The following is a 22,898-nucleotide window of genomic DNA, read 5'->3' on the forward strand; positions in this document are numbered from 1 at the left end:
TCGCCTGAGGTGGAATCGCCGAAGGCGTGGATCACGCGACCCAACGCCGCGCGGGACCGTGGTCCGCGAATCGGCGTGAGCGGATCGTGGTCTAGGGCACTTCCCCTGAACACCGGTTCAGGGGAAGTGCCCTAGACTATTGTTTTCAGAGCCTCTTCACCCGATCAGGTGAGTCCACCTGATCGGGATCTGCTCTAGCGCGGACGCGCAGCCGAGGCGACGGACATGCCCGGAAGGCGGACGCGGGCCGTCGCCGGAGGCACGACCGCCGCCGCATAACGCCGCCGCCACCGCGCGGCGGATCAGCCGGCGGTCAGCCTGATATGCGCCGGGATGGCCAGCGGCTCCGCCGCCAGGTCCCGCTCCCAGCCGCCCTCGCAGGGTGTGAAGCCGCAGCGACGATAGAGGTCGCGGCAGGGCAGGTTGCGGTCGGTGTGCAGCATGGCACCGATCATGCGCCGGTGCCCACGGCCGCGCAGCCCTTGCATGACATGCGCCACGGCGGCGCATTCGGCCTCAAGGCCCATGATCCGGCAGCTCATGACGAATTGCCGGATGCCGGTCGCATCGACGATCAGCACCCCGACCAGGCCGTAATCGGTAAAGCGGTCCGACAGCTCGAAGGCGAGGAATTCGACGCCGCCGGCAAAGGCGAGGTTGCATTCCTCCAGGCTCCAGCGTCTGCCCGTGGTGTTGAACTGGTTGGTTTTGTTGATGAGCTCGATGACGCGCGGGAAGCGCGGATGCGTGCTGTCGGCCACCGGGAAGATGGTCATCGCGACGTCGAGCGAGGCCAGGAATTCCTCGGGCGAGCGCGACCGGCGCACCGTCTCGCGGGCGATCTGCGCCTGCATCATCCGCGTGCGGTGGACCGATTCGTCGGTGATCGCGGCGAGCTGCGTCTCCGGTGCCCAGAGCAGGACGTGCCGCCACAGCGAGGGCGTCCCGCCAAGCGTGCGGATCGCCGGGAAGGCATCCCTGACCTCGGCGCGCTGCAGCGGGCTGTCGTCGATATAGACCACGTTGCCTGGCAGGATGTTCACGGCGGCGAGGATCTCCGCCATGTTCTGCGACTTCGGGGCCCAGTTGATCCGCCGGACGGCGAAGTCGTCCAGGGAGGGACCGGCCTTGCCCATGAGGGCCGGCCAAGCCTCCTGCACGCGGGACTCCTCGTTCTTGCTGATGATGCCGAGCAGGATGCCCCGTCGCTTGAGGACGAGCAGGGCTTCCCAGAAGGCCAGGGGCCAGCCTTCGCGCGTCGGCATGGCACGGATATCGGTGTCGGCGATGGTTCCCCGCCACAGGGTGTCGTCCAGGTCGACCACGACCATCTTGACGACGTCGGTCTGCTGGACGCTGGCATACATGGCGGCAATCTCACGCCAGCAGGCCCGCAGGAGCGGCCCGACCTGCGGCGAGAAGACGGCCGATACCCGCTGCACCGGATCGAGCCTTTCCCGGTCGTACCCGAAGTCGAAATCGCCGATGACGGACCCGTGGTTGAAGGCGCTGACAGGGTCCTCGGACGAGAAGCGCTTGCCGTGCGTCGAGGCCACCGCGTTGAAGTCGAAGAAATAGGCGTTCTGGTAGTCACACAGGCATTCGGCGAGACCCTCGTTCAACTTCTCGACGAAATAGACCGGGTTGCGCAGGTCATATCGGGGCATCAGGCGCCCGATCAGGTTCTGCTGCGGCACCGGGAACGACACCACGAAGGTCAGGAGGCCATGCTCGCGGTTCCAGCGCATGGACCGCGCCAAGCTCAGCCGCAGGCGCTCCATGGCGAAGCGGAACAGGGCCTCATGCGCCGCGAGGTCGTTCTGGTCGAGCCGCGCGAAGGCCGAATCCGGGATGCAGGGCCGCAGGGGAAGCTGCACCACCTGAAGTTGGTAGCGGTCGATCGGTTGGTTCGGGCGGTCCGGGAGCTGTGCCGTGCCGAGGTAGAGGTCGGCCTCGCAGCCTGGCGCCATGGCGCGCAGCTCGTTCCGCCAGGATTGCGCCAGGCAGGATCCGACGATCAGGACGGACTTCAATTGCGCCGGGTTGACCGAGAGCTGCCGTGGAACGCGGTAGTATTCGGGTTGAAGGCTCTCCGGTGCCTGCGGATTGGGCATGGAGGCCCCAGCCCGTTCAGCGCCTTTTGCGAGTGTTTCGCCCATATCGTCGAGCCCTGGCCATGAAGCCGGGCTGCCCATGGGCCAGGATGCACGCTGCCCCGGAAGCAGGACAGCCTAGGTGGAGAGGCCGCCGCGCCGCCGCCCCCTTGTTTCCCGCCACACGACCAGCGCCGTGCCGGTCATGCTGTGCGATACTCCTTTCTGGACAATCTCCCACATCCCATCGGGGCGGAGAGGACCAAAGACCTGGGCCCGCCCCGCGCGGCCGAACGGCGTCTCACCCCGCCGTCCAGCGCCCGACCAGCACGCCGAGCAGGAAGGTGCCGCCGAGCAGCGCCACCACCTCGCCGAAGACGGCATGCGCCAGCGGCAGGCCGACCAGCGCCGCCAGCACCAGCACCGCCACCCAGCGCCAGCGCCGCCAGCCGGCGAGCGGCCCCGCGGCGGCCGGGGCGAGGCGCGGCGCGGCGGCCCGGGCCTGCCGCGGGGCGGCGCGCGGCTTGGCGGCGGGCCGGCTGCGCGCCTGCCCGCTCATTCCGGCAGCATCCCGCCCGCCCGCGCCCGGGCATAGAGGCGGTCGATGAGCTGCGCGAAGACCGGATCCACGGCCTTCGCCGGGTCCATGCGCCCGGCGGTGTCGGCGCGGCGCACGCCATGCTCCTGCCAGGCCAGCCCGCCGCTCAGCACGTTCTGCAGGAAGCCCTGCATCCGGTCGCAGCCCAGGGCGAAACGCGCCTCGGCGCTCGCCCCGGCCTCGAACTCCTCCCAGAGGCCGCGCAGCCAGGCGCCGAGATCGGGCGGCAGCCCGCCGAAGACGAGGTCCGCCGCCGCCCGCTCGCGCTCGGCCTGGGTGGCGCAGGCGGCGGGGTCGTAGGCATAGGTGTCGCCGGCCTCGATCTCGACCAGGTCGTGCACCGCGATCATCGCCAGCGCCCGGCCGAGATCGATCTCCGCCGCCACCTCCCGGTGCAGCAGCAGGGCGAGCAGCGCCAGGTGCCAGGAATGCTCGGCGCTGTTCTCGCGCCGGGTGCCGCCGCCCGGCAGCACCACCCGGCCGCGCCGCTCCACCGTCTTCAGCCGGTCGGCGAGGGCGAGGAAGCCGAGCAGCGCCTCGGCCCGGGCGGGATCCATCGACGCCTACCGCGTTGCCGCGCCGCGCCCGAAGGCGAGGCCGGCGAGCAGCGCCAGGACGATGGCCAGCACCGGCGCATGGAAGAGGACGGTGACGATGCTCCAGACCAGCCCGGCGACGAGGAGCGTCACCCAGAGGGCGAGCGCGACGCCGAGGAAGAGCAGCACCACGGGCAGGCCGAGCACCAGCACCAGGCCGAGCAGGATCCAGCCCATGCCGGCTCAGTCCGGATCGCGCCCGAGCACGGCCATCAGCTCGCGCCATTCCCGCTTCGAGAGGCCGCTGCCCGCCTGCGCCACCGTCTCGCCCGCCAGCAGGCGCCGGACGATCCCCAGCATGCCGGCCGAGAGCGTCACCGCCCCCATGCGGTAGTCGCGGAAGGCGGCGAAGCTCTCCGGCACCCAGGCCTCCACCGTCCGCAGCATCGCCTCGGCATAGGCGCGGATCTCGTATTGCGCATGGCTGTCGGCGCGCAGCGAGAGGAAGTGGAAGAGGTTGTGCAGGTCGGTCTTCCAGTACCACTGCGTATAGGTGTTGAGCGTCAGGTTCATCCGCGCCAGCTCGCGCGCCAGGCCCTGCCGGCCCTCCTCCACCGGGTTGCCCGCCTCGTCCTCGTTCAGCATCCAGGCATAGTGGTCGTAGGTCGCCATCGCGTCCTGCCGCAGCAGGTCGAGCACGCGCGCGGCCTCGGCGCCCTCGAGCACCGCGCCGCGGCCCTGGCGGTTGCTGCTGGACTGGGCGGCGAGATGCTGCGGCTCGGGGATGTAGAATTCGCGGTCGAGAATGGAATAGCGCGCCGAATACTCGTTCACGTTCGCCGTGCGGTGGCGGATCCACTGCCGCGCCACGAAGATCGGCAGCTTCACGTGGTACTTGATCTCGCACATCTCGAAGGGCGTGCTGTGGCGGTGCCGCATGAGGTAGCGGATGAGGCCGCGATCCTCGTTGGCGGCGCGGGTGCCGCGGCCATAGGAGACGCGGGCGGCCTGCACCACCGCCGCATCGTCGCCCATGTAGTCGATGACCCGGACGAAGCCGTGGTCCAGCACCGGCAGGGCCTCGAAGAGCAGCGCCTCCAGCCCGGGCGCCACCGGCCGGCGGGTGCGGCCCTCGGCGGCGCGGGCCGCCTCGATCTCCTGCTGCTGGGACTCGGTCAGCGCCATCCGGCAATCCCCCACCGCCTGCGCCGCGCCTTGTAGTGCGGCCGCCAGGGCTTGTCGAAGCTTGTCGGCCCCTGGCGACGGGCGGCCCGGGCGCCCCGCCGCAGATGCCGGCCATCCCTTGCCCGAAACTGACCGGGGGCGGACAAGACGGGCCCTCGCCCGGGCCGTACCTCACCCTGGCCCCTGCCCTGGTCCTCGCCCTGGCCCCCGCCCTGGCCCCCGCCCTGGCGCCAGGCCGCGCCGGGGCGCAGCATTCCGGCCCGCCATCCTGTCGAAGGACCTGCCCGCTCATGCCGACCACCCCCCTCGACGCCCTCCGCCGCCACCAGGCCGAGCTCGCCGCCATCCGCCAGGACCTGCATGCCCATCCCGAGCTGGGCATGACCGAGCGGCGGACCGCGGCGCTGGTGGCGGAGACACTGGAATCCTGGGGCATCGAGGTGCATCGCGGCGTCGGCGGCACCGGCGTGGTCGGCGTGCTGCGCAACGGCCGCGGCAACCGCGCCATCGGGCTCCGCGCCGACATGGATGCGCTGCCGATCCAGGAGCTGACCGACCTGCCCTGGCGCAGCCGCAATGCCGGGGTGATGCATGCCTGCGGCCATGACGGCCACACCACCATGCTGCTCGGCGCCGCCCGCTACCTGGCCGAGACGCGGCGCTTCGACGGCATCGTCCACTTCATCTTCCAGCCCGGCGAGGAGGGCTGCGGCGGCGCGCTGGCGATGCTGGAGGACGGGCTGTTCGAGCGCTTCCCCTGCGATGCGATCTACGGCATGCACAACCGCCCCGGCATGCCGGTCGGCGAGTTCGCCATCCGCTCCGGCCCCACCGCCGCCGGCGGCGCCTTCTTCGACATCACCGTGACCGGCCGCGGCGCGCATGGCGCGCGGCCGGAGGCGAGCATCGACCCGGTGCTGAGCGCCTGCCACCTCGCGACCGCCCTGCAGAGCATCGTCGCCCGCAACCTCAGCCCGCGCGACCCGGCGGTGGTCAGCATCACCAAGGTGCAGGGCGGCGAGGCCTACAACGTCATCCCGGAGACGGCGACCCTCTCCGGCACCGCCCGCTTCTTCAGCCGCGAGGTGGCGGCGGAGATCGAGGCGGCGATGGGCCGGTTGGCCGAGGGCGTCGCCGCCGGCTTCGGCGCCACGGCGACGCTCGACTGGCGGCTGATCTTCGCCCCGACGGTGAACGATGCCGAGCAGACCGAGGCGCTGGCCGCCGCCGCCGCCTCGCTGGTCGGCGAGGCCAAGGTGGCGCGGGACAAGCCGCCGGGCATGGGCTCGGAGGATTTCTCCTTCATGATGGAGCGGGTGCCGGGCGCCTATATCCAGCTCGGCAATGGCGAGGGCGCGGCGCTGCACAACCCGCGCTACGCCTTCAACGACGCGGCCATCCCCTATGGCGCCGCGCTCTATGCCGCGGCGGTGGAGCGCGGCCTGCCGAAGGAATGACGATGGCGGCCCGGCCCCCGGGGGCCCAGGGCCAGGGCCAGGGCCAGGGCCAGGGCGCCTAGGTCAGGGCGCGAAGGGATTGGCCAGGGTGCCGATGCCCTCGATCGTCACCTCGACCTGCATGCCCGGCCGCATCGGCAGGGCGCCGAGCGAGGTGCCGCAGGCGATGACGTCGCCCGGCCGCAGCGTCATCTCGCGCGAGATGAGGGAGACGATGCGCGCCGGCGGCAGGATCATGTCCGAGAGCGGATAGTCCTGCCGCACCCGCCCGTTCAGCGCCACCGTCACGCTCAGGGCCTGCCAGTCGAGGCCGGTGGCGATCGCCGGGCCGATCGGCCCGAAGCTGTCGCAGCCCTTGGCCCGCGCCCATTGCGGGAAGGAGGCATCGGCGAAGAGCAGGTCGAGCGCCGTCACGTCGTTCACGCAGGTGAGGCCGAAGATCGCCGCCGCGGCCTCCGCCTCGTCGGCGTCGCGGAGCTCGCGGCCGATGACCAGGCCCAGCTCGCCCTCGTACAGCACCTTGCCGGCATAGCCCGCGGGCGGGCGGATCGGCTCGCCCGGGCCGATCACGCTGCCGGGGTTCTTCAGGAAGTAGAGCGGGAATTCCGGGATGGCGTTGCCCTGCTTCGCCGCCGCGGCGTGGAAGTTGTTCCACAGCCCGAGGAAGGCGCCCGGCCGCACCGGCGCCAGCAGCCGCACCGCGGCGAGATCGAGGCTCTCGCCGGTCGGGGCGGCGCCGGCGAAAAGCTCGCCGGCATGGACGGCGATGCGCCCGTCCTCCAGCCTGCCGAAGCCCGTCGCATCGCCATGCGCGAAACGCACCCAGAGCGCCATCCCGTCCCCTCTCCCCCGATCCCCGCGGCTCAGCCGAAGGGCAGTTCCAGCCCCGGCTCGTCCCAGGGCAACGCCACCAGCTTGCCGGTCAGCGACAGCGTGACATAGGCCGTCCGCATGTCCTTGCCGCCGAAGCAGATATTGGTCGGCATGCGCTCCGGCATCTTCACCACGCGCAGGATCTCGCCCTTGGGCGAGACGGTGGTGATCTCGCCGCTCACCAGCGTGGCGACGCAGACATTGCCCGCCGCCGTCGGCGCGACGCTGTCGAGCCGGCGATAGCCGGGGAACTGGCAGATCATCCGGCCGCCATTGGTCGAGGGCCAGGGGTCCTTCCTCACCACGCCCGGCCCCTCGATGTCCCAGGCCCAGAGCCGGCCGGTCTCGGTCTCCGCCACGTAGAGGGTGCGGCCATCCGGCGAGAGGGCGACGCCATTGGCGCCGCCGAAGATCGGGAAGGCCGCCTCGACGATCCTCGAGCCGTCGCTCGCCGCCCAGTAGACACCGCCATGGTCGCGGTCCCGCCCCCGGACCTTGCCGAGATCGGTGAACCAGAAGCCGCCCTCGCCAGGGCTGCCCTTGGGCGCGAAGATGAGGTCGTTCGGCCCCTTCAGCGTGTGCTCGCCGCAGCGGTCATACAGCCGGGTGACGTCGCCCGTCGCCGGGTCGATCACCTCGATCCGGCCGCCGGCATAGTCGGCCGGCACGCCGGCGGGGCGGAGGACGCCCGGCTCCTCATGCCAGAGGAAGCCGCCGTTGTTGCAGCAGAAGATCTTGCCGCCCGGCCCCATGGCGATGCCGTTCGGCCCGCCGCCCGGCGTGGCGAGGACGCTCGTCGTGCCGTCCGCCGCGACCTTGGTGATGCGGCCGGCGGCGATCTCGACCAGGATGACGCTGCCGTCCGGCAGGGCGATCGGCCCCTCCGGGAAGCGCAGCCCCTCGGCCATGATCCGCATGTCTTTGGCATCGCTCATCGGCGTTCCCCCCGTTCTGTCAGGGGGATGATGCGTCAGCCGGCGGGGGATGCAAACCCGCGCCCTCCCTCGGCCGCCAGAGCTCGATCGGCCCGCGCTCCTCGGCCACCGTCGTCTCCAGCACGTAGTCGCGCTGCAGCAGCTCGGTCAGCAGCGCCGCGGCATCCGGGCGCATCTGCCACCACCAGCCGCGGTCCACCACCACGACGCGCGGCCGCGTCGCCAGGATGCGGCGCAGCTCGGCATCGGTGTCGAGATCGGCGACCTCGGTGAAATTGCCGGTCAGGTGCGCCGGGAAGACGAAGCGCGTCGGCAGCCGCGCATCGGTCAGCGCGTAGACCACCGGATGGTAATTGGCGATGAAGACGGCATCGCCCGGCCGCAGCCGCGCGCGGACCGCCCGCACCACCTCCTGCACCGGGTCGGGGTTCCAGATGCCGGTGCCGCGGCCGACGCGGACCGTCGCCTCCTGCCGCCAGGCCTCGACCGCCACCACCGTCACCAGCGCGGCGAAGACCGCGAGCGCGCGCCGCGGCCGCGCCAGCCGGGCCAGGCGCCAAGCGCCGAGCGCGGCGAGGACGGAGAGGGCGGGCAGCCAGATCAGGAAGTAGTGCGGGAAGTAGTAGCCGGGCCCGATGATCGCCAGGCTGGCGCAGGCGAACCAGAGCAGCGCGACGCGGGTCAGCCGCCCCCCGGTGCCCCGCCGCCGCCCCCAGCCGAGCAGGGCGACGAGCGCCAGCAGCAGCGGCCAGAGCAGCACCATGACCGCCACCTGCACCCGCTGCAGCGCCTCGGCGAGGCTGAGCCGGGCCTCGGAATAGCGCATCGGCGCCAGGAAGGAGCCGTCGACGAAGGTCGCCAGATGCCCCTGGGACGCATAGGCCAGGGCGAAGAGCGCGGTCGGCAGCAGCACCAGCGCCGCATAGGCCAGCGCCATGGCGAGGAAGCGCCCCGGCCGCAGCGCCCGTCGCCAGAGCGCCGGCAGGGTCAGCAGGCCGAAGGCGAGGCAGCCCTCCGGCGTCACCACCGGCTTGATGGTGAAGGCGCAGCCCATGGCGAGGCCCATCAGCGCCAGCTCGCCCCAGCGCGGCCCCTCGCCCGTCGTCCCGGCCCGCACCGCGGCCCTGAGGCCGAGCCCGACGCTCGCCACGACCAGGGGCGCGAAGAGCACCTCGGTGTTGCTGGCCAGGCCGAACAGCACGACGGTATGGGCGATGTAGAGCAGCCCCGCCGCCAGCGCCAGCGGCCGTGCCCCGCCAGCCCCCCGCACCAGGCCGTAGAGGGCCCAGCCGGTGGCGGCGACGCAGGTGATGCCGAGCATGCGGATGGTGGCGATGCTCTCGCCGAACAGCGCGATGGCGGCGGCGTAGAGCGCCGGCGCGCCAACCGGGTGCATGTCCCAGACCGCGACCAGCGGCCAGGCGCCGCGCAGCCATTCCCGCGCCTGCACCAGGTAGAGGCCCTCATCGGTGTCGATCACCGTCACCGTGAAGCCGATGCCGCGGAACAGCAGGGCGGCGCCGAGGAACAGCAGCGGCACGAAGCTCGCCTCGATCAGGCGGCGCAGCCGTGCCGCCGGCGAGGCCGCGGCCAGCGGCCTGGCCAGCAGGCCGGGCTGCGGACTGCGCAGATAAGTGATGCTCATGATCTCCGCGCCGGCGGGCCGGCGTCCTGGGGCAGGCGCAAGGCGCGGTCCTTATCACGGGGAGGCCGGCCGGGGACTCGCCATTCCGCCAGCGTGGCTTGACGGCCCCGGGGCGCCCGGCCGAGCGTTCCGGCATGGCCACCCCCGCTGACGCTTCCGGCGGGCGCCCCGCGCCCGACCCGGTCACCCTCGCCGTCCTCGACAACCGCCTCCGCGCCATCGTGGAGGAGATGGGCGAGGCGATGCTCAGGACCTCCTATAGCCAGATCCTGAACTCCTCGCGCGATTTCTCCATCGCGCTCTGCGACGCCGAGGGGAGGCTGGTGGCGCAGGCGGACCATATCCCGGTGCATGTCGGGGCCATGCCCTGGGCGACGCGGGCGGTGGCCGAGGCCTTCGCCGGCGACATCCGGGAGGGCGACACCTTCCTGCTGAACGACCCCTACCATGGCGGCAGCCACCTGCCCGACCTCACCATCGTCATCCCCGTCTTCGCCGATGCGGCGCTGCGCTTCTGGTCCGTCGTCCGCGCCCACCAGTCCGATATCGGCGGCGCCACCCATGGCGGCTACAACCCAGGCGCGAGCGAGATCTGGCAGGAGGGGTTGCGCATCCCGCCGATCCGGCTCGGCGAAGGCGGCGGGCTGCGGGAGGACCTGCTCCGCATGCTCGCCACCAACACCCGCATCCCACGCGATTTCCGTGGCGACCTGATGGCGATGATCGGGGCGGCCCGGCTCGGGGAGATGCGGCTGCACCCCCTGCTGGCGCGCTATGGCGCCCCGGCCATGGCGGAGGCCGTCTCCGCCATCCTCGACCTGTCCGAGGCGCATGCGCGGCGCATCCTCGCCACCTGGCCGGACGGGAGCTGGCTCGGCGAGGCCTTCCTCGACGACGACGGCTTCGACCGCGAGGAGGTGGCGATCCGCGCCCGGGTGACGAAGCGGGGCGAGACGCTGGTGGTCGACCTGTCGGAGAGCGACCCGCAGACCACCGGCTTCGTGAACTCCAGCTATCCCAACATGCGCAGCGCCGTGGCGATGGCCTTCGCGTTCCTGCTGGACCCGGAGGTGGCGAAGAACGACGGCGCCTTCCGCCCGCTCGAGGTCATCGCCCGGGAGGGCACCGTGGTCTGGGCGCGGGAGGGGGCGCCGGTGACCATGTGCACCTCCCACTGCTCGAACGAGATCGTCGAGGCCATCATCCGCGCCCTGCAGCATTGCTGCCCGGAGCGCGCCATGGGCGGCTGGGGGCGGCGCTTCCGGGTGGCGATCACCGGCCAGGACGCCCGCCGCGCCGGAAGGCCCTTCGTCTGGCACCTCTTCCACGCCCGGCCGGGCGGCGGCGGCTCCTCCGGCGGCGATGGCTGGTCGAGCGCCGGCGAATGGCATTCCGCCGGCGGGCTGAAATTCGGCAGCGTCGAAATGGCCGAGGCGCGCTTCCCCCTGCTCTTCGAGGCGCATGAGCTGCTGCCCGGCTCGGCCGGCGACGGCCAGCATCGCGGCGGCCTGGGCGGCCAGCTCACCCTCCGGGTGGAGAGCGACGGGCCCTGCCGCGCCAACACCGCCGGCGACGGCGTGCGGCACGGCGCCGCCGGCCTGCTGGGCGGCCAGGATGGCAGCCCGCACCGCTACCGGCTGCGCCGCGCCGACGGCACGGAGCGGGTCTTGCGCACCAAGGAGGTCGGCATCGCCATCGCGCCCGGCGACCGGCTGCTCATCGAGGCCGGCGGCGGCGGTGGCTGGGGGCCGCCGGCGCGGCGCGACCCGGCCGCCCGGGCGCGCGACGCGGCCGAGGGCTACACGCCATGACGCCGCCCGATTGCCTCGCCCCCGAGGAGCCCGGCCGCCGCCGCCCGGCCGGCTGCACCTACCGGATCGGCATCGATGTCGGCGGCACCTTCACCGATGTGGTCGGCATCGCCGGCGACGGCAGCCAGACCCTGGCCAAGGCCGCCAGCACCCCGGCCGACCAGTCGGAAGGGGTGATCCAGGGGCTGCGCAACCTCGCCGCCGCGCTGCAGCTCACCCTGGGCGAGCTGCTGCAGCAGACGCTCCGCATCGTCCATGGCACCACGGTGGCGACCAACGCCCTGCTGGAGCGCAAGGGCGCCCGCATCGGGCTGCTGACCACCGAGGGGCATCGCGACGTGATCGAGATGCGCGAGGGGCTGAAGCCCGAGCGCTACGACCTCCGCCTGCCCGCCCCGGAGCCGCTGGTGCCGCGGCGGCTGCGCCTCGGCGTGCGGGAGCGGCTGCGGCCGGACGGGCGGGAGGAACTGCCGCTCGACCCCGCCTCGCTGCAGGCGGCGATCGCCCGGCTGCGGGAGGAGAAGGTGGAGGGGGTGGCGATCGGCTTCCTGCACAGCTGGGCGGCGCCGGCGCACGAGCATGCCGCGGCCGCGGCGGTCGCCGCCGCCCTGCCGGACGCCTTCGTCACCTGCTCGGCCGATGTGCTGCCGCAGATCAAGGAGTTCGAGCGCTTCTCGACCGCCGCGGTGAACGCCTATGTCGGCCCGGTGGTCTCCCGCTATCTCGGCCGGCTGGCCGGGCGGCTGGAGGCGGCGGGCTATCGCGGCCCGCTCTTCGTCATCCTCTCGCATGGCGGCGTCGCGCCGCTGGCCGAGGCGGCGCGGCTCGCGGTCGGCACCGCCCTCTCCGGCCCGGCCGGCGGCGTCGCCGCGGCGGTGGCGCTGGCGGAACAGGGGCTCGGCCAGGACCTCGTCACCTTCGACATGGGCGGCACCTCGACCGACATCGCCCTGGTCGCCGGCGGCGAGGCGACGCTCGGCCGCGGCCGCAGCGTCGGCGGCGAGCGCATCGCCCTCGAGAGCCTCGACATCGTGACGCTCGGCGCCGGCGGCGGCTCCGTCGCGCATCTCGGCCCGGGCGGGACGCTGCAGGTCGGGCCGCGCTCGGCGGGCGCGGTGCCGGGGCCGGCCTGCTACGGCCAGGGCGGGACCGAGCCGACCGTCACCGACGCCAACCTCGTGCTCGGCTATCTCGATGCCGGGAATTTCCTGGGTGGGGCGCGCCAGCTCGACCGCGCCGCGGCCGAGCGCGCGGTCGCCGGCCTCGCCGGGCGGCTCGGCATCGCCCCCGCGGCCTGCGCCGCCGGCATCCACGACCTGGTCAATGCCCGCATGGCCGATGGGGTGCGGCTGGCGACGGTGCGCCGCGGCGTCGATCCGCGCGACTTCGCCCTGCTCGCCTTCGGCGGCGCCGCCGGGCTGCATGCGACGGCCGTCGCGCGCGAGCTCGGCCTGCGCCGCGCCGCCGTGCCGCTCTTCGCCGCCGGGCTCTCGGCCTGGGGGATGCTGCACACCGACCTGCGCTACGAGCTCTCGCGCAGCGTGGTGACGCCGGGCGGCCTGCCGCCGGATGCCGCGCTGCGCGACCTCTTCGACGGGCTGGAGGCGGAGGGCCGCGCCCGCATGGCCGGCTGGCATGGCGGCGAGGTGGTGGCCCGCCGCGCCGCCGACATGCGCTATGGCGAGCAGGTCTTCGAGATCGCCGTGCCGCTCGACGAGATCGACTGGCAGGGCGCCGACCTCGCCGGGCAGATCCGCGCCGCCTTCCATGCCCGCCACCGCGCCCTCTTCACCTACGACCTGCCCGAGGAGGAGGTGGTGCTGGTGAATGCCCGCCTCGCCGCGACCGGGCTGCTGCCGCGCCAGGCGGTGGCGGGGCGGGAGGGCGGGGCAGCGGCGGCGCCGGCCGGCACGCGCCGCATCCGCCTCGCCGGCGGCGAGGTGGCGGCGCCGGTGCATCGCTTCGAGACGCTCGCCCCGGACCAGGCCATCGCCGGGCCGGCGATCGTCGAGAGTGCCACCACCACCGTGCTGCTCCGCCCGGGCGATGCCGCCCGGATGGATGCGCGCGGCTGGCTGGAGATCGCGGTGCCGGCCGGCGGGTGAGGCCACGGCCGGATCAGGGACCGAAGCGGTAGCGCGCGAAGAGCAGGCCGCGCGCCTCGTTCCAGTCGCCGGTCCGGTCGTGGCGGAGCAGCCCGCCGAGCTTGAGATTGCCGGTGACGGCATACTCGATGTCGCCGCGCACGCCGCCGGTGACGCCCGACTTGGTGGCGGAAGGCTGCGCCGCGCGCAGCGAGGGGTCGCCGGCCGCGGCGGTCTCGGCCTGCGCCTGCAGCCCGGGATCGAGCGGGAAGTATCTCGCCGCATCCTCCTTGTAGGCCTGGTAGCCGATGGTGCCGCCCACCCGCCAGGCCAGGTCGTCCTCGCGCCGCCGCCAGTCGAGCGGGATGTTCGCCGCGACGTAGCTCTGCGGGCTGAAATAGCCGCCATTGCCATAGGTGAAGAGGCGCTGGTTGTTGTCGTAGCCGAAATAGACCAGGTCGAGCCCGGCGATCAGCGTCTCCTCCGGCCGCCGCAGGATGCTCCAGGCGGCGCCGGCCCCGGCCTCGACGCGGCTGTTCTTCGCCACGTGGTCGCCGCGGAACTCGGCATAGCCACCGCCGACATAAAAGCCGACCGGCTTGCTGCCGATCTCGAGCTGCACCCGCCCGCCATGGCGGGTGACGCCGCCCCAGGACTGGCCGGAATTCGGGTCCCGCACCTCCGCCCAGGCGAGCAGGCTGTCCGTCACCGCCCGCCGCCCGGCCGTCACCCGCAGCCGCAGCGTGTCGTTCAGCGCCGGCGCCAGCTCGACGCCGCCGATGACGGCCTGCTGCCGGAAGCCGAGCGGCGTGGTTCCGATATCGGCGGTGACGGCGTTGCAGCTGTAGGCGAGGCCGAGGGCGACGCCCGCCGCGCTGTCGTCGCGCGGCACGGCGCGGTCGCGCGCCACCTGGCTCGGCCCCATGGCTTGGCCGGGCGGCTGGCGCAGCGCCGGCGCCAGGGCATTGGTGCCGACGCTGCGCAACAGGGCGAGGTTGCCGGTCTCGATCTGGCCGGTGGTGATCGCCACCGGCGTCACCGAGGCGCTGACCTGGCCGCCGAGCAGCCGCCCGGGCAGCGCGACGCTCTGCGCCGCCGAGACCTCGCCCAGCCGATCGAGCCCCGCCGTGCCGGAGCGGACGCGCAGGCCGAGCGTGGCCTGCAGCCGCCCCGCCGTCTCCTCCCGCACCGCCGTCAGCTCGCGCGCCACCTCCGCGGCCACCGGGTCGAGGCCGGGCGGCAGGCTGGCCGCCGGCCCCGGGGCCGGGGTGCGGAAGGGGTTGCCCTGCCCGCCCTCCCCGGCTGCGGCGCCGATGGCCACGGCCGGCATGGCGCCGCCGCGCGCCGCCATCTGCTGCTGCGCCCGCTCCAGCGCCCGCGGCGCCCGGCCGCCCTGGCCGGCGGCGCGGGCGATGCGCGCCTTCATCAGCGAGACCCGCGCGTCGTCCGGCGCCATGGCGCGGGTCTCGACCAGCAGGGCATTCGCCTTGTCCCAGTCGCGCTGGGCGATGGCGGCCTCCACCGCCGCCAGCCGCGCCTCGAGGCTGCGAGCGTCGCGGCGCGGCCGCGGAAGCGCCCGATCAGCAGGGCGACCAGCAGCCCGCCGAGTGCGAAGACGCCCTGCGCCTCCGGCGCCAGCGGGGTGAGGATGATAATGGCGGCGAGGACCAGGCCGAGCGCCGCCAGCAGGGCGCCGCCGACGCGGCTGCGCGCCAGCGGCAGCCCGGCCAGGCATTCGCGGCGAAGCGGCGCGTTCATCGCGCCCACCCCGCGGCGACCGGCTCGGCCACGCGGGGCAGGGCCGCGGCGACATCCTGGGCCAGGTCGCGCAGGTCCTGCGCCGCCTGGCTCGCGGGCGCGCTGTCGAGCAGCAGGCGTTGCTCCGCCAGCGCCTCGGCCACCACCTCCTCGCGCGCCAGGGCGCCGAGCAGGCGGGGGCCGAGATGCCGCGCCATCGCCGCCGCGACGGTGCGCGAGAGCCGCGCCTCCTGATCGACCTGGTTCAGCACCAGGCGCAGCCGCGAAGGGGCCGGCCCGGCCAGGCCGCCGAGGCCGAGGAAGCGGCCACTCTCGATCTCGGGCACCAGCGCCACGCCCTGGGCGTCGGCGAGCAGCACGACGAGGACGAGGCTCGCCAGCGGTGCCAGCAGCTCCAGCGCCCGCGACGGCCCGGGCGGCAGGTCCGCGACCACCAGCAGGGCGGGATCCGCCAGCATCTCGCGCACCGGGCCGGTGAGCAGCGCGGGCGAGGCCTCGAGCGCCGCCGTCACCGCCAGGGCCTCGGCCGCGGCGATGGTGCCGAAGGGGAGCAGGGCGACGCCGGAGGGCGTCCGGCGGATGGCGTCGCGCCAGGCGATGCCGCGCGGCAGCCCGGCGAGGAAGCCGGCGCGCTCCTCGAGCGGCACGCCGAAATGCAGGCGCAGCGCGTTCTGCGGATCGAGATCGATCGCCAGCAGGCGGCGCCCCTGGCGCCGCAGGGCGTCTGCGAGGTTGGCGGCGAGGGTGGTCTTGCCCACGCCGCCCTTGGGCGAGGCGATGCAGAGCAGGGGCATCGGCGGCGGGCCTTCAGCGGAGGCCGGCGCCGCGCGCGGGGCGCGGGGCGAAGAGCGGGTCGGGCAGGAAGGGGGTGGCGGCCGGCCGGCGCTCCGCGGCCCCCGGCGCGGCGCGGAGGCGGGCCAGGGTCCCGGCCGGCGCCTCCCCGGCGGCGGCGGGCGCGAAGAGCGGCGCGAGCAACGGCCAGGCCTCGGGGGCCGCGACGGGCCGGGGCCGCCAGCCGGCGCCGGCCTCGGGGCGGCCGGCCCGGCCCGGCCCCATCGCCCAGCCCAGCGCCGGGGGCGCGGGCGACGCGGCCTCGCCGGGCCGGACCGGGGCGTTGCCGAAGCTTCGGTACAGCAGCCCCGGCACGCCGAGCGCCGCAGCCAACCGGGCGAAATCATCGTCCTGGGGCATGCCACCTTCACGATCGCTATCGGCGGCAGGCTAGGCGGCAAGGCATAAACAAAGTGCTTGGATGGCCGGGGCTTGCCAGGGGCCGTCGCGCGGGCTCCCCTGCGGCGCGGAGCATCGAGGACGGGGAGGAACGACTCATGACACGGCTGGCCAGCTTTACCGACGCCAAGGGCCCGCGCATCGGCGTGGCGCTCGAGGACGGGCGCATGCTCGACCTCTCGGCGGTCCCCGGCGCGCCCGGCGCCGGCGACATGCTGGCGCTGATCGAGGCCGGCCCGGCGGCGCTCGCCGCCGTCCGGGCCCTGGCCGAGACCCCGCCCCCCGGCGCGGTGCTGAACGCCGGCGCCTGGCGGCTCCTCGCCCCCATCCCGCGGCCGCGGCGCAACGTCTTCTGCGTCGGCCGCAACTACATGGACCATGTCGCGGAGGGCGACCGGACGCGCGGCATCACCAGCTCGGAGCTGCCGAAATACCCGCAATTCTTCACCAAGGCGCCGGATTGCGTCATCGCGCCGGAGGACTGGATCCCCGCCCATAAGGGCGTCACCGAATGGCTCGACTACGAGGTGGAGCTGGCCGTCGTCATCGGCACCGAGGGCCACGACATCCCGAAGGAGCGGGCGCTCGACCACGTCTTCGGCTGGACGATCGGCAACGACGTGACCGGGCGCGACCTGCAGCGGCGCTACGGCCAGTGGTTCAAGGGCAAGTCGCTCGACCGCTCCTGCCCGCTCGGCCCCTGGATCATCCCCGCCGCCGAGCTCGACGCGCTGAACACCGGCATCCGGCTCTGGGTGAACGGCGAGAAGCGGCAGGACAGCCACACCTCGAAGATGATCTTCGACGTGAAGGAGATCATCCACCAGCTCTCGATCGGCTTCACGCTGCGGCCGGGCGACGTCATCATCACCGGCACGCCCGAGGGCGTCGGCTACGCCATGCAGCCGCCGCGCACGCTGCAGCCGGGCGATGTCATCGAGTGCGAGATCGACGGCATCGGCCGGCTGCGCAACACGGTCAAGGCGGCGTAGCGGCCCGGTGCCCGCCAGGCGCGGGCCCAGGCCAGGGCCTGGTCCGCCCTGGCGCTCTTGTGAGGCGCGCCGCGCCCCTGAAAGTTTTATTGCAGCGCCTCATAGCGCGCATCGCGTGGGGGGACCGAGTGTGTCGAGGCCCAGTGTGGCGCGAGCCTGGCCGGCGGCCGACCAGCCGGCGCCGGACGGCGCCCCCGCAGCGGGGTGGGATCCTCCCCGGGGCAGGCCGGGGACGGGCGGGAATGGCAGGGAGGCGGGGATGTTGGATGTCGGGGCGCCGGGCGTCCCGCAGATGGCGGGAAGGACCGGCCGGCCGTGACGGCGACGCGCGTGCTCATCGTCGACGACAACGAGGCGGCCCGGCGCCTGATGCGCATCGCCTGCGAGGCCAACGGCGCCGAGGTCGAGGATTGCATGGATGCCGTCGGCGCCGCCGCGGCCCTGGCGGCCGGCCATTTCGACCTGATCCTGGTCGATTGCCACCTGCCGATGACCGACGGGCGCGACCTGGCCCGGCAGTTGCGGGAGGGCGGCTATACCGGCCGCGTCGTGGCGGCGACGGCGGATGCCCTGCTGCCGCTGACCGAGCCGGAGAGCCTCGCGGATTTCGACGCGGTCCTGATCAAGCCGATCCCGCTGGCGCGGATCGAGGCGGAGCTGACCCGGCTCTCGCCTGCCTGAGGTTGGGCGCCTGAGGTTGGGCGCCTGAGGTCGGGCGCGCTTCCGTCGCGGCGGGAAAGGGTGGCAGCATGGCGGACAGAGACGTCCGGACGCCCTGCCATGCACAGACGCAGCCTCCTGAAGGCGGCGGCCGCCCTGCCAGCCGCGCCGCTCGCGGGCCCCGCCCTGGCCCAGGACCCGCGGGCCCGCACCCTGCGCATGGTGCCGCAGGCGAACCTCACCTCGCTCGACCCGATCTGGACCACCGCCGGCGTCACCGAGAACCATGCCTGGACCGTCTTCGACACGCTCTTCGGCCTGACCGACGATTTCCAGGTCCGGCCGCAGATGGCCGAGGGGCACGAGGCCTCCGAGGACCGCCGGACCTGGACCATCCGGCTGCGCGAGGGCCTGCGCTTCCATGACGGCGAGCCGGTGCTGGCGCGGGACTGCGCGGCCAGCCTCGCCCGCTGGGCGCGGCGCGACACCTTCGGCCAGTCGCTCGGCGCCGCGGTCGAGGCCTTCGAGGCGGTCGACGACCGCACACTGCGCATCCGGCTGAAAGCGCCCTTCCCGCTGCTGCTGGAAGCGCTGGCCAAGCCCTTCGCCAACGGCGCCTTCATCATGCCGGAGCGGCTGGCCAGGACCGATCCCTTCCAGCAGGTGCCGGAGATCATCGGCTCCGGCCCCTACCGCTTCGTCCCCGGCGAGTATGTCTCGGGCAGCCGCGTCGTCTATGCGCGGCATGCCGGCTACGTGCCGCGGCAGGAGCCGCCGAGCCGCACCGCCGGCGGCAAGCTGGCGCATTTCGAGCGGGTGGAATGGGTCATCATCCCCGACAGCGCCACCGCCGCCGCGGCGCTGCAATCGGGCGAGGTCGATTGGTGGGAGCAGGTGAACGCCGACCTCATCCCGGCGCTCCGCCGCGGCCGCGGCATCACCGTCGAGATCAACAACCTGCTCGGCTATATCGGCGTCTGCCGCTTCAATTTCCTGCAGCCGCCCTTCGACAACCCGGCCATCCGCCGCGCCGTGCTGCATGCGCTGAACCAGGAGGACTATGTCCGCGCGGTGACCGCCAACGACCCGGAGGCCTGGCGCGTCTGCCATTCCATGTGGCCCTGCGGCACGCCCTATGGCACCACGGCCGGCAGCGGGGCGCTGGACGGGCCGCGCGACACGGCGCGGGTGCGGCAGATGCTGCAGGCGGCGGGCTACAAGGGCGAGCGCGTCGTCGTCCTCAACCCGACCGACTTCCCGACCATCGGCCCCTTCGGCCAGATCACCGCCGACCTGCTGCAGCGCTGCGGCATGACCGTCGAGCTGCAGGAGATGGACTGGGGCAGCCTGGTGCAGCGGCGCACCAGCAAGGAGCCGGTGGACAAGGGCGGCTGGAGCATCTTCCACACCTGGTGGCCGGGCATCTCCATCATGAACCCGGCGGTCAACGCACCGATCCGCGGCCAGGGCGAGCGCGGCTGGTTCGGCTGGTACCGCAACGACACGGTCGAGCAGCTCACCGCCGCCTGGCTCCTCGCCGACAGCGCGGCGGAGCAGCAACGGCTGGCCGAGGCGATCCAGCAGGAGAGCTGGCAGGCCGTGCCCTTCCTGCCGCTCGGCCAGTTCTTCATCCGCACCGCCCATCGCGGCCTGACGGGCGTGCTGAAGGGCACCTCGCCCTATCCCTGGAACGTCAGGCGCGCCTGATGCCGATGGCTGTCGATGGTGGCACATCAACAGCGACCCTCAGATGCCGGGCGATTTGCTCCGCAACCCTTGGCTGCGTGCCACCAGAGCAGATCCCGATCAGGTGAGCCCACCTGATCGGGTGAAGATGCTCTGAAAACAGGAGCCTAGAGCGCTCATTTGGGCGCTCGGCATGAATGTCCCATTCACGCCGCCGATCTCAGCCGCAGCCGCCGCCAGAGGGCGATGGCGGCGAAGGAGAGGCCGATCACCAGCACCGAGACGCCGGTGGTCAGCGTGCCGAGGGCGTAGATCTCGGGCGTCGTCACCGTCGTCGTCAGCCCCTGCAGCTCGAGCGGCAGGGTGTTCAGGTCGCCGATCGCCTGGGAGGAGCGGGCGATCTCGTCCCAGGAGAGGGTGAAGCCGAACAGCGCGACGCCCACCAGGCTCGGCGCGATCAGCGGCAGCACCACATGGCGGAAGACCTGCCAGGGCGAGGCGCCGAGATCCCGCGCCGCCTCCTCGAGCTGGGCAGGGAAGCGGTTGAAGACGGCGAACATGATCAGCAGGCCGAAGGGCAGCGTCCAGGTGAGGTGGGCGCCGAGGCCGGAGGTGAAGAGGCCCATGGCGGTGGCGTAGTCTGCGAGCCAGCCCACCGAATGCGCCTCGGCATAGGCCTTCACCGCATCGTCGATCAGCCGGAATTCGAGGGCGATGCCGAGCGAGACGACGATCGAGGGCACGATGAGGCTGGCGATGGTGAGGTGGAAGAGCAGCCCCTGGCCCGGGAAGCGGCGGCGGAAGGCATAGCCGGCCGAGAGCGAGATCAGCGTCGTCAGCAGCATGACGACGAGGCCGAGCTTCACCGAGCGGCGGAAGGCGGCCCAGATATCGACCACGCCGACGCCCTTCCAGAGCGTCTGGTACCAATGCGTCGAGACGCCCTGCAGCGGGAAGGTCAGCCCGCCATCCACCCCCTGGAAGGAGAGCACGAGGATGGTCAGCGTCGGCCCGTAGAGGAACAGGACGAAGAGGGCGAAGAAGAGGGCGAGGAGCCAGAAGCCCAGGCCGCGGCGTTCCTCCATGGCTAGAGTTCCCGCCGGATGTCGACCAGCTTCGTCATCACCGCGATGATGACCAGCACCAGCGCCAGCAGCACCATCGCCTGCGCCGCCGCGGCGGGGAATTGCAGGTAGGACATCTGCACCTGGATCACCTTGCCGACGGAGGCGATCTGCTGCCCGCCCATGACGCCGATGGTCACGAAATCGCCCATCACCAGGACGATGACGAAGATCGAGCCGATGACGAGGCCGGGCTTGGCCAGCGGCACCACCACGTGCCAGATGGTCTGCCAGGCGCTGGCCCCGGCATCCCGCGCCGCCTCCAGCAGCCGGTGGTCGATGCGCATCATGCTGTTGAAGACGGGCACCACCACGAACAGCGTGTAGAGGTGGACGAAGGCGAGCACGACGGAGAATTCCGAGAACAGCAGCCAGTCCTGCGGCTGGTCCACCAGGCGCATCGCCAGCAGCGCGTGGTTCACCACCCCCTCGCGCCCCAGAAGCGGGATCCAGGAGATCATGCGGATGACGTTGGAGGTGAGGAAGGGCGCGGTGCAGAGCAGGAACAGCGCCATGCGCACGCCGTCCGAGCGGATGTGGAAGCAGAGGAAATAGGCGACGGTGAAGCCGAGCAGCAGGGTGATGGCCCAGACCATGCCGCAGAGCCGGAGCGTCGAGAGATAGGTGCGGAAGGTGGTGCAGAGCCCGTCCGAGAGGTTGCCGCAGCCCTCGAACATCTCGACGTAGTTGCGCCGGGTGATGTCGGGGACCAGCGAGTATTCGGTGTAGTTCCACAGGCTGACGACGCCGGTCGCCAGCAGCGGGAAGACGAAGAAGAGCAGCAGCACGAGCCAGAGCGGCGCCGCCTGCAGCAGCGGCGCCCAGGCGCGGCGCGGCGGCGGCGCGGCGGCGAGCACCGGGGCGGGCGCGGCCGCCGGGGCCGCCACCGCGCCCGCCTCCAGGACCGCCTCGGGCGAGGCGAGGCTCGCCCCGCCCCGCCCTTCGGCCATCGTCACCGGCTCGGGCCGCACCGGATCAGGCCGCGATGAACTCATTCCACTTCCTGACCATGTAGTCGTTCTCGTCCATCACCGCGTTCCAGCAGGCGACGGCGCCCATGCGCGCCTCGAAGCTGCCGCCGTCGCGCACCGCGCCCGCCTTCTCCATCACCGTGCCGTCCGGCGCCTTGATGTCCTGCGCCGCCGGCTTGCCCTCCATCCAGAAATCCCACTCATAGGGCTGCATATTGGCCTTCGCCGTCGACAGCACCGCCGAATAGTAGCCCTGCCGGTTGAGGAAGGCGCCGGCCCAGCCGGAGAGGAACCAGTTGATGAACTCGTAGGCGGCGTCGAGCTTGCGGCCGGAGAGGGTCTTCGGCAGGCCGAAGCCGGCGGCCCAGGCGCGGTAGCCTTCCTTCAGCGGCTGGTAGACGCAGGGCACGCCCATGCTGCGCACCTTGGTGACGGCCGGCGACCACATGGACTGGATCACCGTCTCGCCCGAGGCCATCAGGTTGACGCTCTCGTTGAAGTCCTTCCAGAAGGCGCGGAACTGGCCGGCGCGCTTGGCCTCGGTCAGGACCTTCATGGTGAGGTCGATCTCGGCCTTCGTCATGTTGCCCTTGTCGGCGTATTTGTGCTGGCCGGTGGCCTCGACCACCATCGCCGCGTCCATGATGCCGATCGAGGGGATGTTGAGGATCGAGGCGCGGCCCTTGAACTCCGGGTTCAGCAACTCGGCCCAGGAGCCGATGGGCCGGCCGATCTTGTCCGGCCGGATGCCGAGCGTGTCGGCATTGTAGGTGGTCGGGATCAGCGTCAGGTACTCGGTCTGCGACGGCGCGAAGCTCTTCGCGCTCGCCGCCGGCAGGTAGAGCACCTTCCAGGGCGCCGTGCCCTGGCCGCCGATCTTCCTGCCGCCGACCTCGCCCTTGAGGAAGACGCTGGTGATCTCGTCGGCGCGCTTGATCCGCTTCGCATCCATGCCGACCAGGTTGCCGGAGGGGATGATCTTCTTCAGCATCCAGTATTCGGAATCGAGGATGTCGAAGCTGTTCGGCTGCGTCACCGCCCGCCGCACCACGTCGTCCGAGGTGACGGGGATGTAGTCGAGGGTGATGCCGAGGTCTTCCTTGACCTTGTCCTTGATGCCCTGGTGCTGGTTCACCGCGGTGCCGACATAGCGCAGCGACACCGCGCCCTGCGCGTGCACCGCCGGCGCCGCCAGCCCGGCGGCGATGCCGGCCGCGGCCTTGAGCGCGCCGCGCCGGCCGATCCCCGTATGGTCCATGG

General features: G+C 72.8%; 21 protein-coding genes. 6 read left to right on the forward strand and 15 right to left on the reverse strand.

Annotated features, from left to right (window positions below):
- Positions 1-302: 302 nt before the first annotated feature.
- The 5 genes from DOO78_RS06655 to thyX form a co-directional block, all read right to left on the reverse strand.
- Positions 303-2,195, reverse strand: coding sequence for an HAD-IIIC family phosphatase (locus DOO78_RS06655; protein ID WP_111468949.1), 1,893 nt, complete (start codon positions 2,193-2,195; stop codon positions 303-305).
- Positions 2,196-2,394: 199 nt separating this feature from the next.
- Positions 2,395-2,652, reverse strand: coding sequence for a hypothetical protein (locus DOO78_RS06660; RefSeq protein WP_111468950.1), 258 nt, complete (start codon positions 2,650-2,652; stop codon positions 2,395-2,397).
- Positions 2,649-3,248 (reverse strand): HD domain-containing protein, encoded by a 600-nt coding sequence (locus DOO78_RS06665; RefSeq protein WP_111468951.1) that lies wholly within the window; start codon positions 3,246-3,248, stop codon positions 2,649-2,651. Before DOO78_RS06665 ends, DOO78_RS06660 begins: the two co-directional genes overlap by 4 nt.
- A 6-nt stretch (positions 3,249-3,254) precedes the next feature.
- Positions 3,255-3,464, reverse strand: coding sequence for a hypothetical protein (locus DOO78_RS06670; protein WP_111468952.1), 210 nt, complete (start codon positions 3,462-3,464; stop codon positions 3,255-3,257).
- Between the two features lie 6 nt (positions 3,465-3,470).
- Positions 3,471-4,412, reverse strand: coding sequence for an FAD-dependent thymidylate synthase (thyX, locus tag DOO78_RS06675; RefSeq protein WP_111468953.1), 942 nt, complete (start codon positions 4,410-4,412; stop codon positions 3,471-3,473).
- 290 nt (positions 4,413-4,702) lie between these two features.
- Between thyX and DOO78_RS06680 the strand changes: the two genes are divergently transcribed.
- Positions 4,703-5,869: a M20 aminoacylase family protein gene (locus DOO78_RS06680; protein WP_111468954.1), complete on the forward strand. Its 1,167-nt coding sequence runs from the start codon at positions 4,703-4,705 to the stop codon at positions 5,867-5,869.
- Between the two features lie 63 nt (positions 5,870-5,932).
- Here DOO78_RS06680 and DOO78_RS06685 read toward each other — a convergent pair whose 3' ends face one another.
- Genes DOO78_RS06685 through DOO78_RS06695 form a run of 3 tightly spaced genes read right to left on the reverse strand, consistent with a single transcriptional unit; the run spans position 5,933 to position 9,322 of the window.
- Positions 5,933-6,703: a fumarylacetoacetate hydrolase family protein gene (locus DOO78_RS06685; protein WP_111468955.1), complete on the reverse strand. Its 771-nt coding sequence runs from the start codon at positions 6,701-6,703 to the stop codon at positions 5,933-5,935.
- A 29-nt stretch (positions 6,704-6,732) separates the two neighbouring features.
- Positions 6,733-7,677, reverse strand: a complete 945-nt coding sequence (locus DOO78_RS06690; RefSeq protein WP_111468956.1) for an SMP-30/gluconolactonase/LRE family protein — start codon at positions 7,675-7,677, stop codon at positions 6,733-6,735.
- 19 nt (positions 7,678-7,696) lie between these two features.
- Positions 7,697-9,322, reverse strand: a complete 1,626-nt coding sequence (locus DOO78_RS06695) for an ArnT family glycosyltransferase (protein ID WP_111468957.1) — start codon at positions 9,320-9,322, stop codon at positions 7,697-7,699.
- A gap of 134 nt (positions 9,323-9,456) precedes the next feature.
- On the opposite strand from DOO78_RS06695, the gene DOO78_RS06700 reads away from it, so the two are divergent.
- Together DOO78_RS06700 and DOO78_RS06705 are read left to right on the forward strand one after the other, a co-directional pair.
- Complete coding sequence (locus DOO78_RS06700) at positions 9,457-11,133, forward strand: hydantoinase B/oxoprolinase family protein (protein ID WP_111468958.1); 1,677 nt, start codon at positions 9,457-9,459, stop codon at positions 11,131-11,133.
- A complete protein-coding gene (locus tag DOO78_RS06705) occupies positions 11,130-13,238 on the forward strand; it encodes a hydantoinase/oxoprolinase family protein (protein WP_111468959.1) in 2,109 nt (702 codons plus the stop codon). Before DOO78_RS06700 ends, DOO78_RS06705 begins: the two co-directional genes overlap by 4 nt.
- Positions 13,239-13,251: 13 nt before the next feature.
- Here DOO78_RS06705 and DOO78_RS06710 read toward each other — a convergent pair whose 3' ends face one another.
- Genes DOO78_RS06710 through DOO78_RS06720 form a run of 4 tightly spaced genes read right to left on the reverse strand, consistent with a single transcriptional unit; the run spans position 13,252 to position 16,166 of the window.
- Complete coding sequence (locus tag DOO78_RS06710; protein ID WP_111468960.1) at positions 13,252-14,739, reverse strand: cellulose synthase subunit BcsC-related outer membrane protein; 1,488 nt, start codon at positions 14,737-14,739, stop codon at positions 13,252-13,254.
- Complete coding sequence (locus DOO78_RS27395) at positions 14,643-14,975, reverse strand: hypothetical protein (RefSeq protein ID WP_165838756.1); 333 nt, start codon at positions 14,973-14,975, stop codon at positions 14,643-14,645. Before DOO78_RS27395 ends, DOO78_RS06710 begins: the two co-directional genes overlap by 97 nt.
- A complete protein-coding gene (bcsQ, locus tag DOO78_RS06715) occupies positions 14,972-15,769 on the reverse strand; it encodes a cellulose biosynthesis protein BcsQ (RefSeq protein WP_111468961.1) in 798 nt (265 codons plus the stop codon). Before bcsQ ends, DOO78_RS27395 begins: the two co-directional genes overlap by 4 nt.
- Before the next feature lie 13 nt (positions 15,770-15,782).
- Positions 15,783-16,166 carry a hypothetical protein gene (locus tag DOO78_RS06720; protein ID WP_111468962.1) on the reverse strand — a complete coding sequence of 128 codons (384 nt, stop codon included), beginning with the start codon at positions 16,164-16,166 and terminating at the stop codon, positions 15,783-15,785.
- 137 nt (positions 16,167-16,303) lie between these two features.
- Here DOO78_RS06720 and DOO78_RS06725 point away from each other — a divergent pair, with 137 nt between their 5' ends.
- From DOO78_RS06725 to DOO78_RS06735, 3 genes are all read left to right on the forward strand, one after another.
- Positions 16,304-17,197 carry a fumarylacetoacetate hydrolase family protein gene (locus tag DOO78_RS06725; RefSeq protein WP_111468963.1) on the forward strand — a complete coding sequence of 298 codons (894 nt, stop codon included), beginning with the start codon at positions 16,304-16,306 and terminating at the stop codon, positions 17,195-17,197.
- A 315-nt stretch (positions 17,198-17,512) separates the two neighbouring features.
- Positions 17,513-17,878: a response regulator gene (locus tag DOO78_RS06730; RefSeq protein WP_111468964.1), complete on the forward strand. Its 366-nt coding sequence runs from the start codon at positions 17,513-17,515 to the stop codon at positions 17,876-17,878.
- 99 nt (positions 17,879-17,977) lie between these two features.
- A complete protein-coding gene (locus tag DOO78_RS06735; protein WP_111468965.1) occupies positions 17,978-19,564 on the forward strand; it encodes an ABC transporter substrate-binding protein in 1,587 nt (528 codons plus the stop codon).
- Between the two features lie 185 nt (positions 19,565-19,749).
- Here the strand turns inward: DOO78_RS06735 and DOO78_RS06740 are convergent, their stop codons facing one another.
- From DOO78_RS06740 to DOO78_RS06750, 3 genes are read right to left on the reverse strand one after another with little or no spacing between them, the layout of a single operon-like run.
- Positions 19,750-20,628, reverse strand: coding sequence for an ABC transporter permease (locus DOO78_RS06740; RefSeq protein ID WP_111468966.1), 879 nt, complete (start codon positions 20,626-20,628; stop codon positions 19,750-19,752).
- A 2-nt stretch (positions 20,629-20,630) separates the two neighbouring features.
- Complete coding sequence (locus DOO78_RS06745; protein ID WP_243634431.1) at positions 20,631-21,662, reverse strand: ABC transporter permease; 1,032 nt, start codon at positions 21,660-21,662, stop codon at positions 20,631-20,633.
- Positions 21,643-22,896, reverse strand: coding sequence for an ABC transporter substrate-binding protein (locus DOO78_RS06750; protein ID WP_111468967.1), 1,254 nt, complete (start codon positions 22,894-22,896; stop codon positions 21,643-21,645). The genes DOO78_RS06745 and DOO78_RS06750 overlap by 20 nt, the downstream gene beginning before the upstream one ends.
- Between the last annotated feature and the right edge of the window lie 2 nt (positions 22,897-22,898).

The organism is Roseicella frigidaeris (assembly GCF_003258945.1).
Lineage (GTDB): Bacteria > Pseudomonadota > Alphaproteobacteria > Acetobacterales > Acetobacteraceae > Paracraurococcus > Paracraurococcus frigidaeris.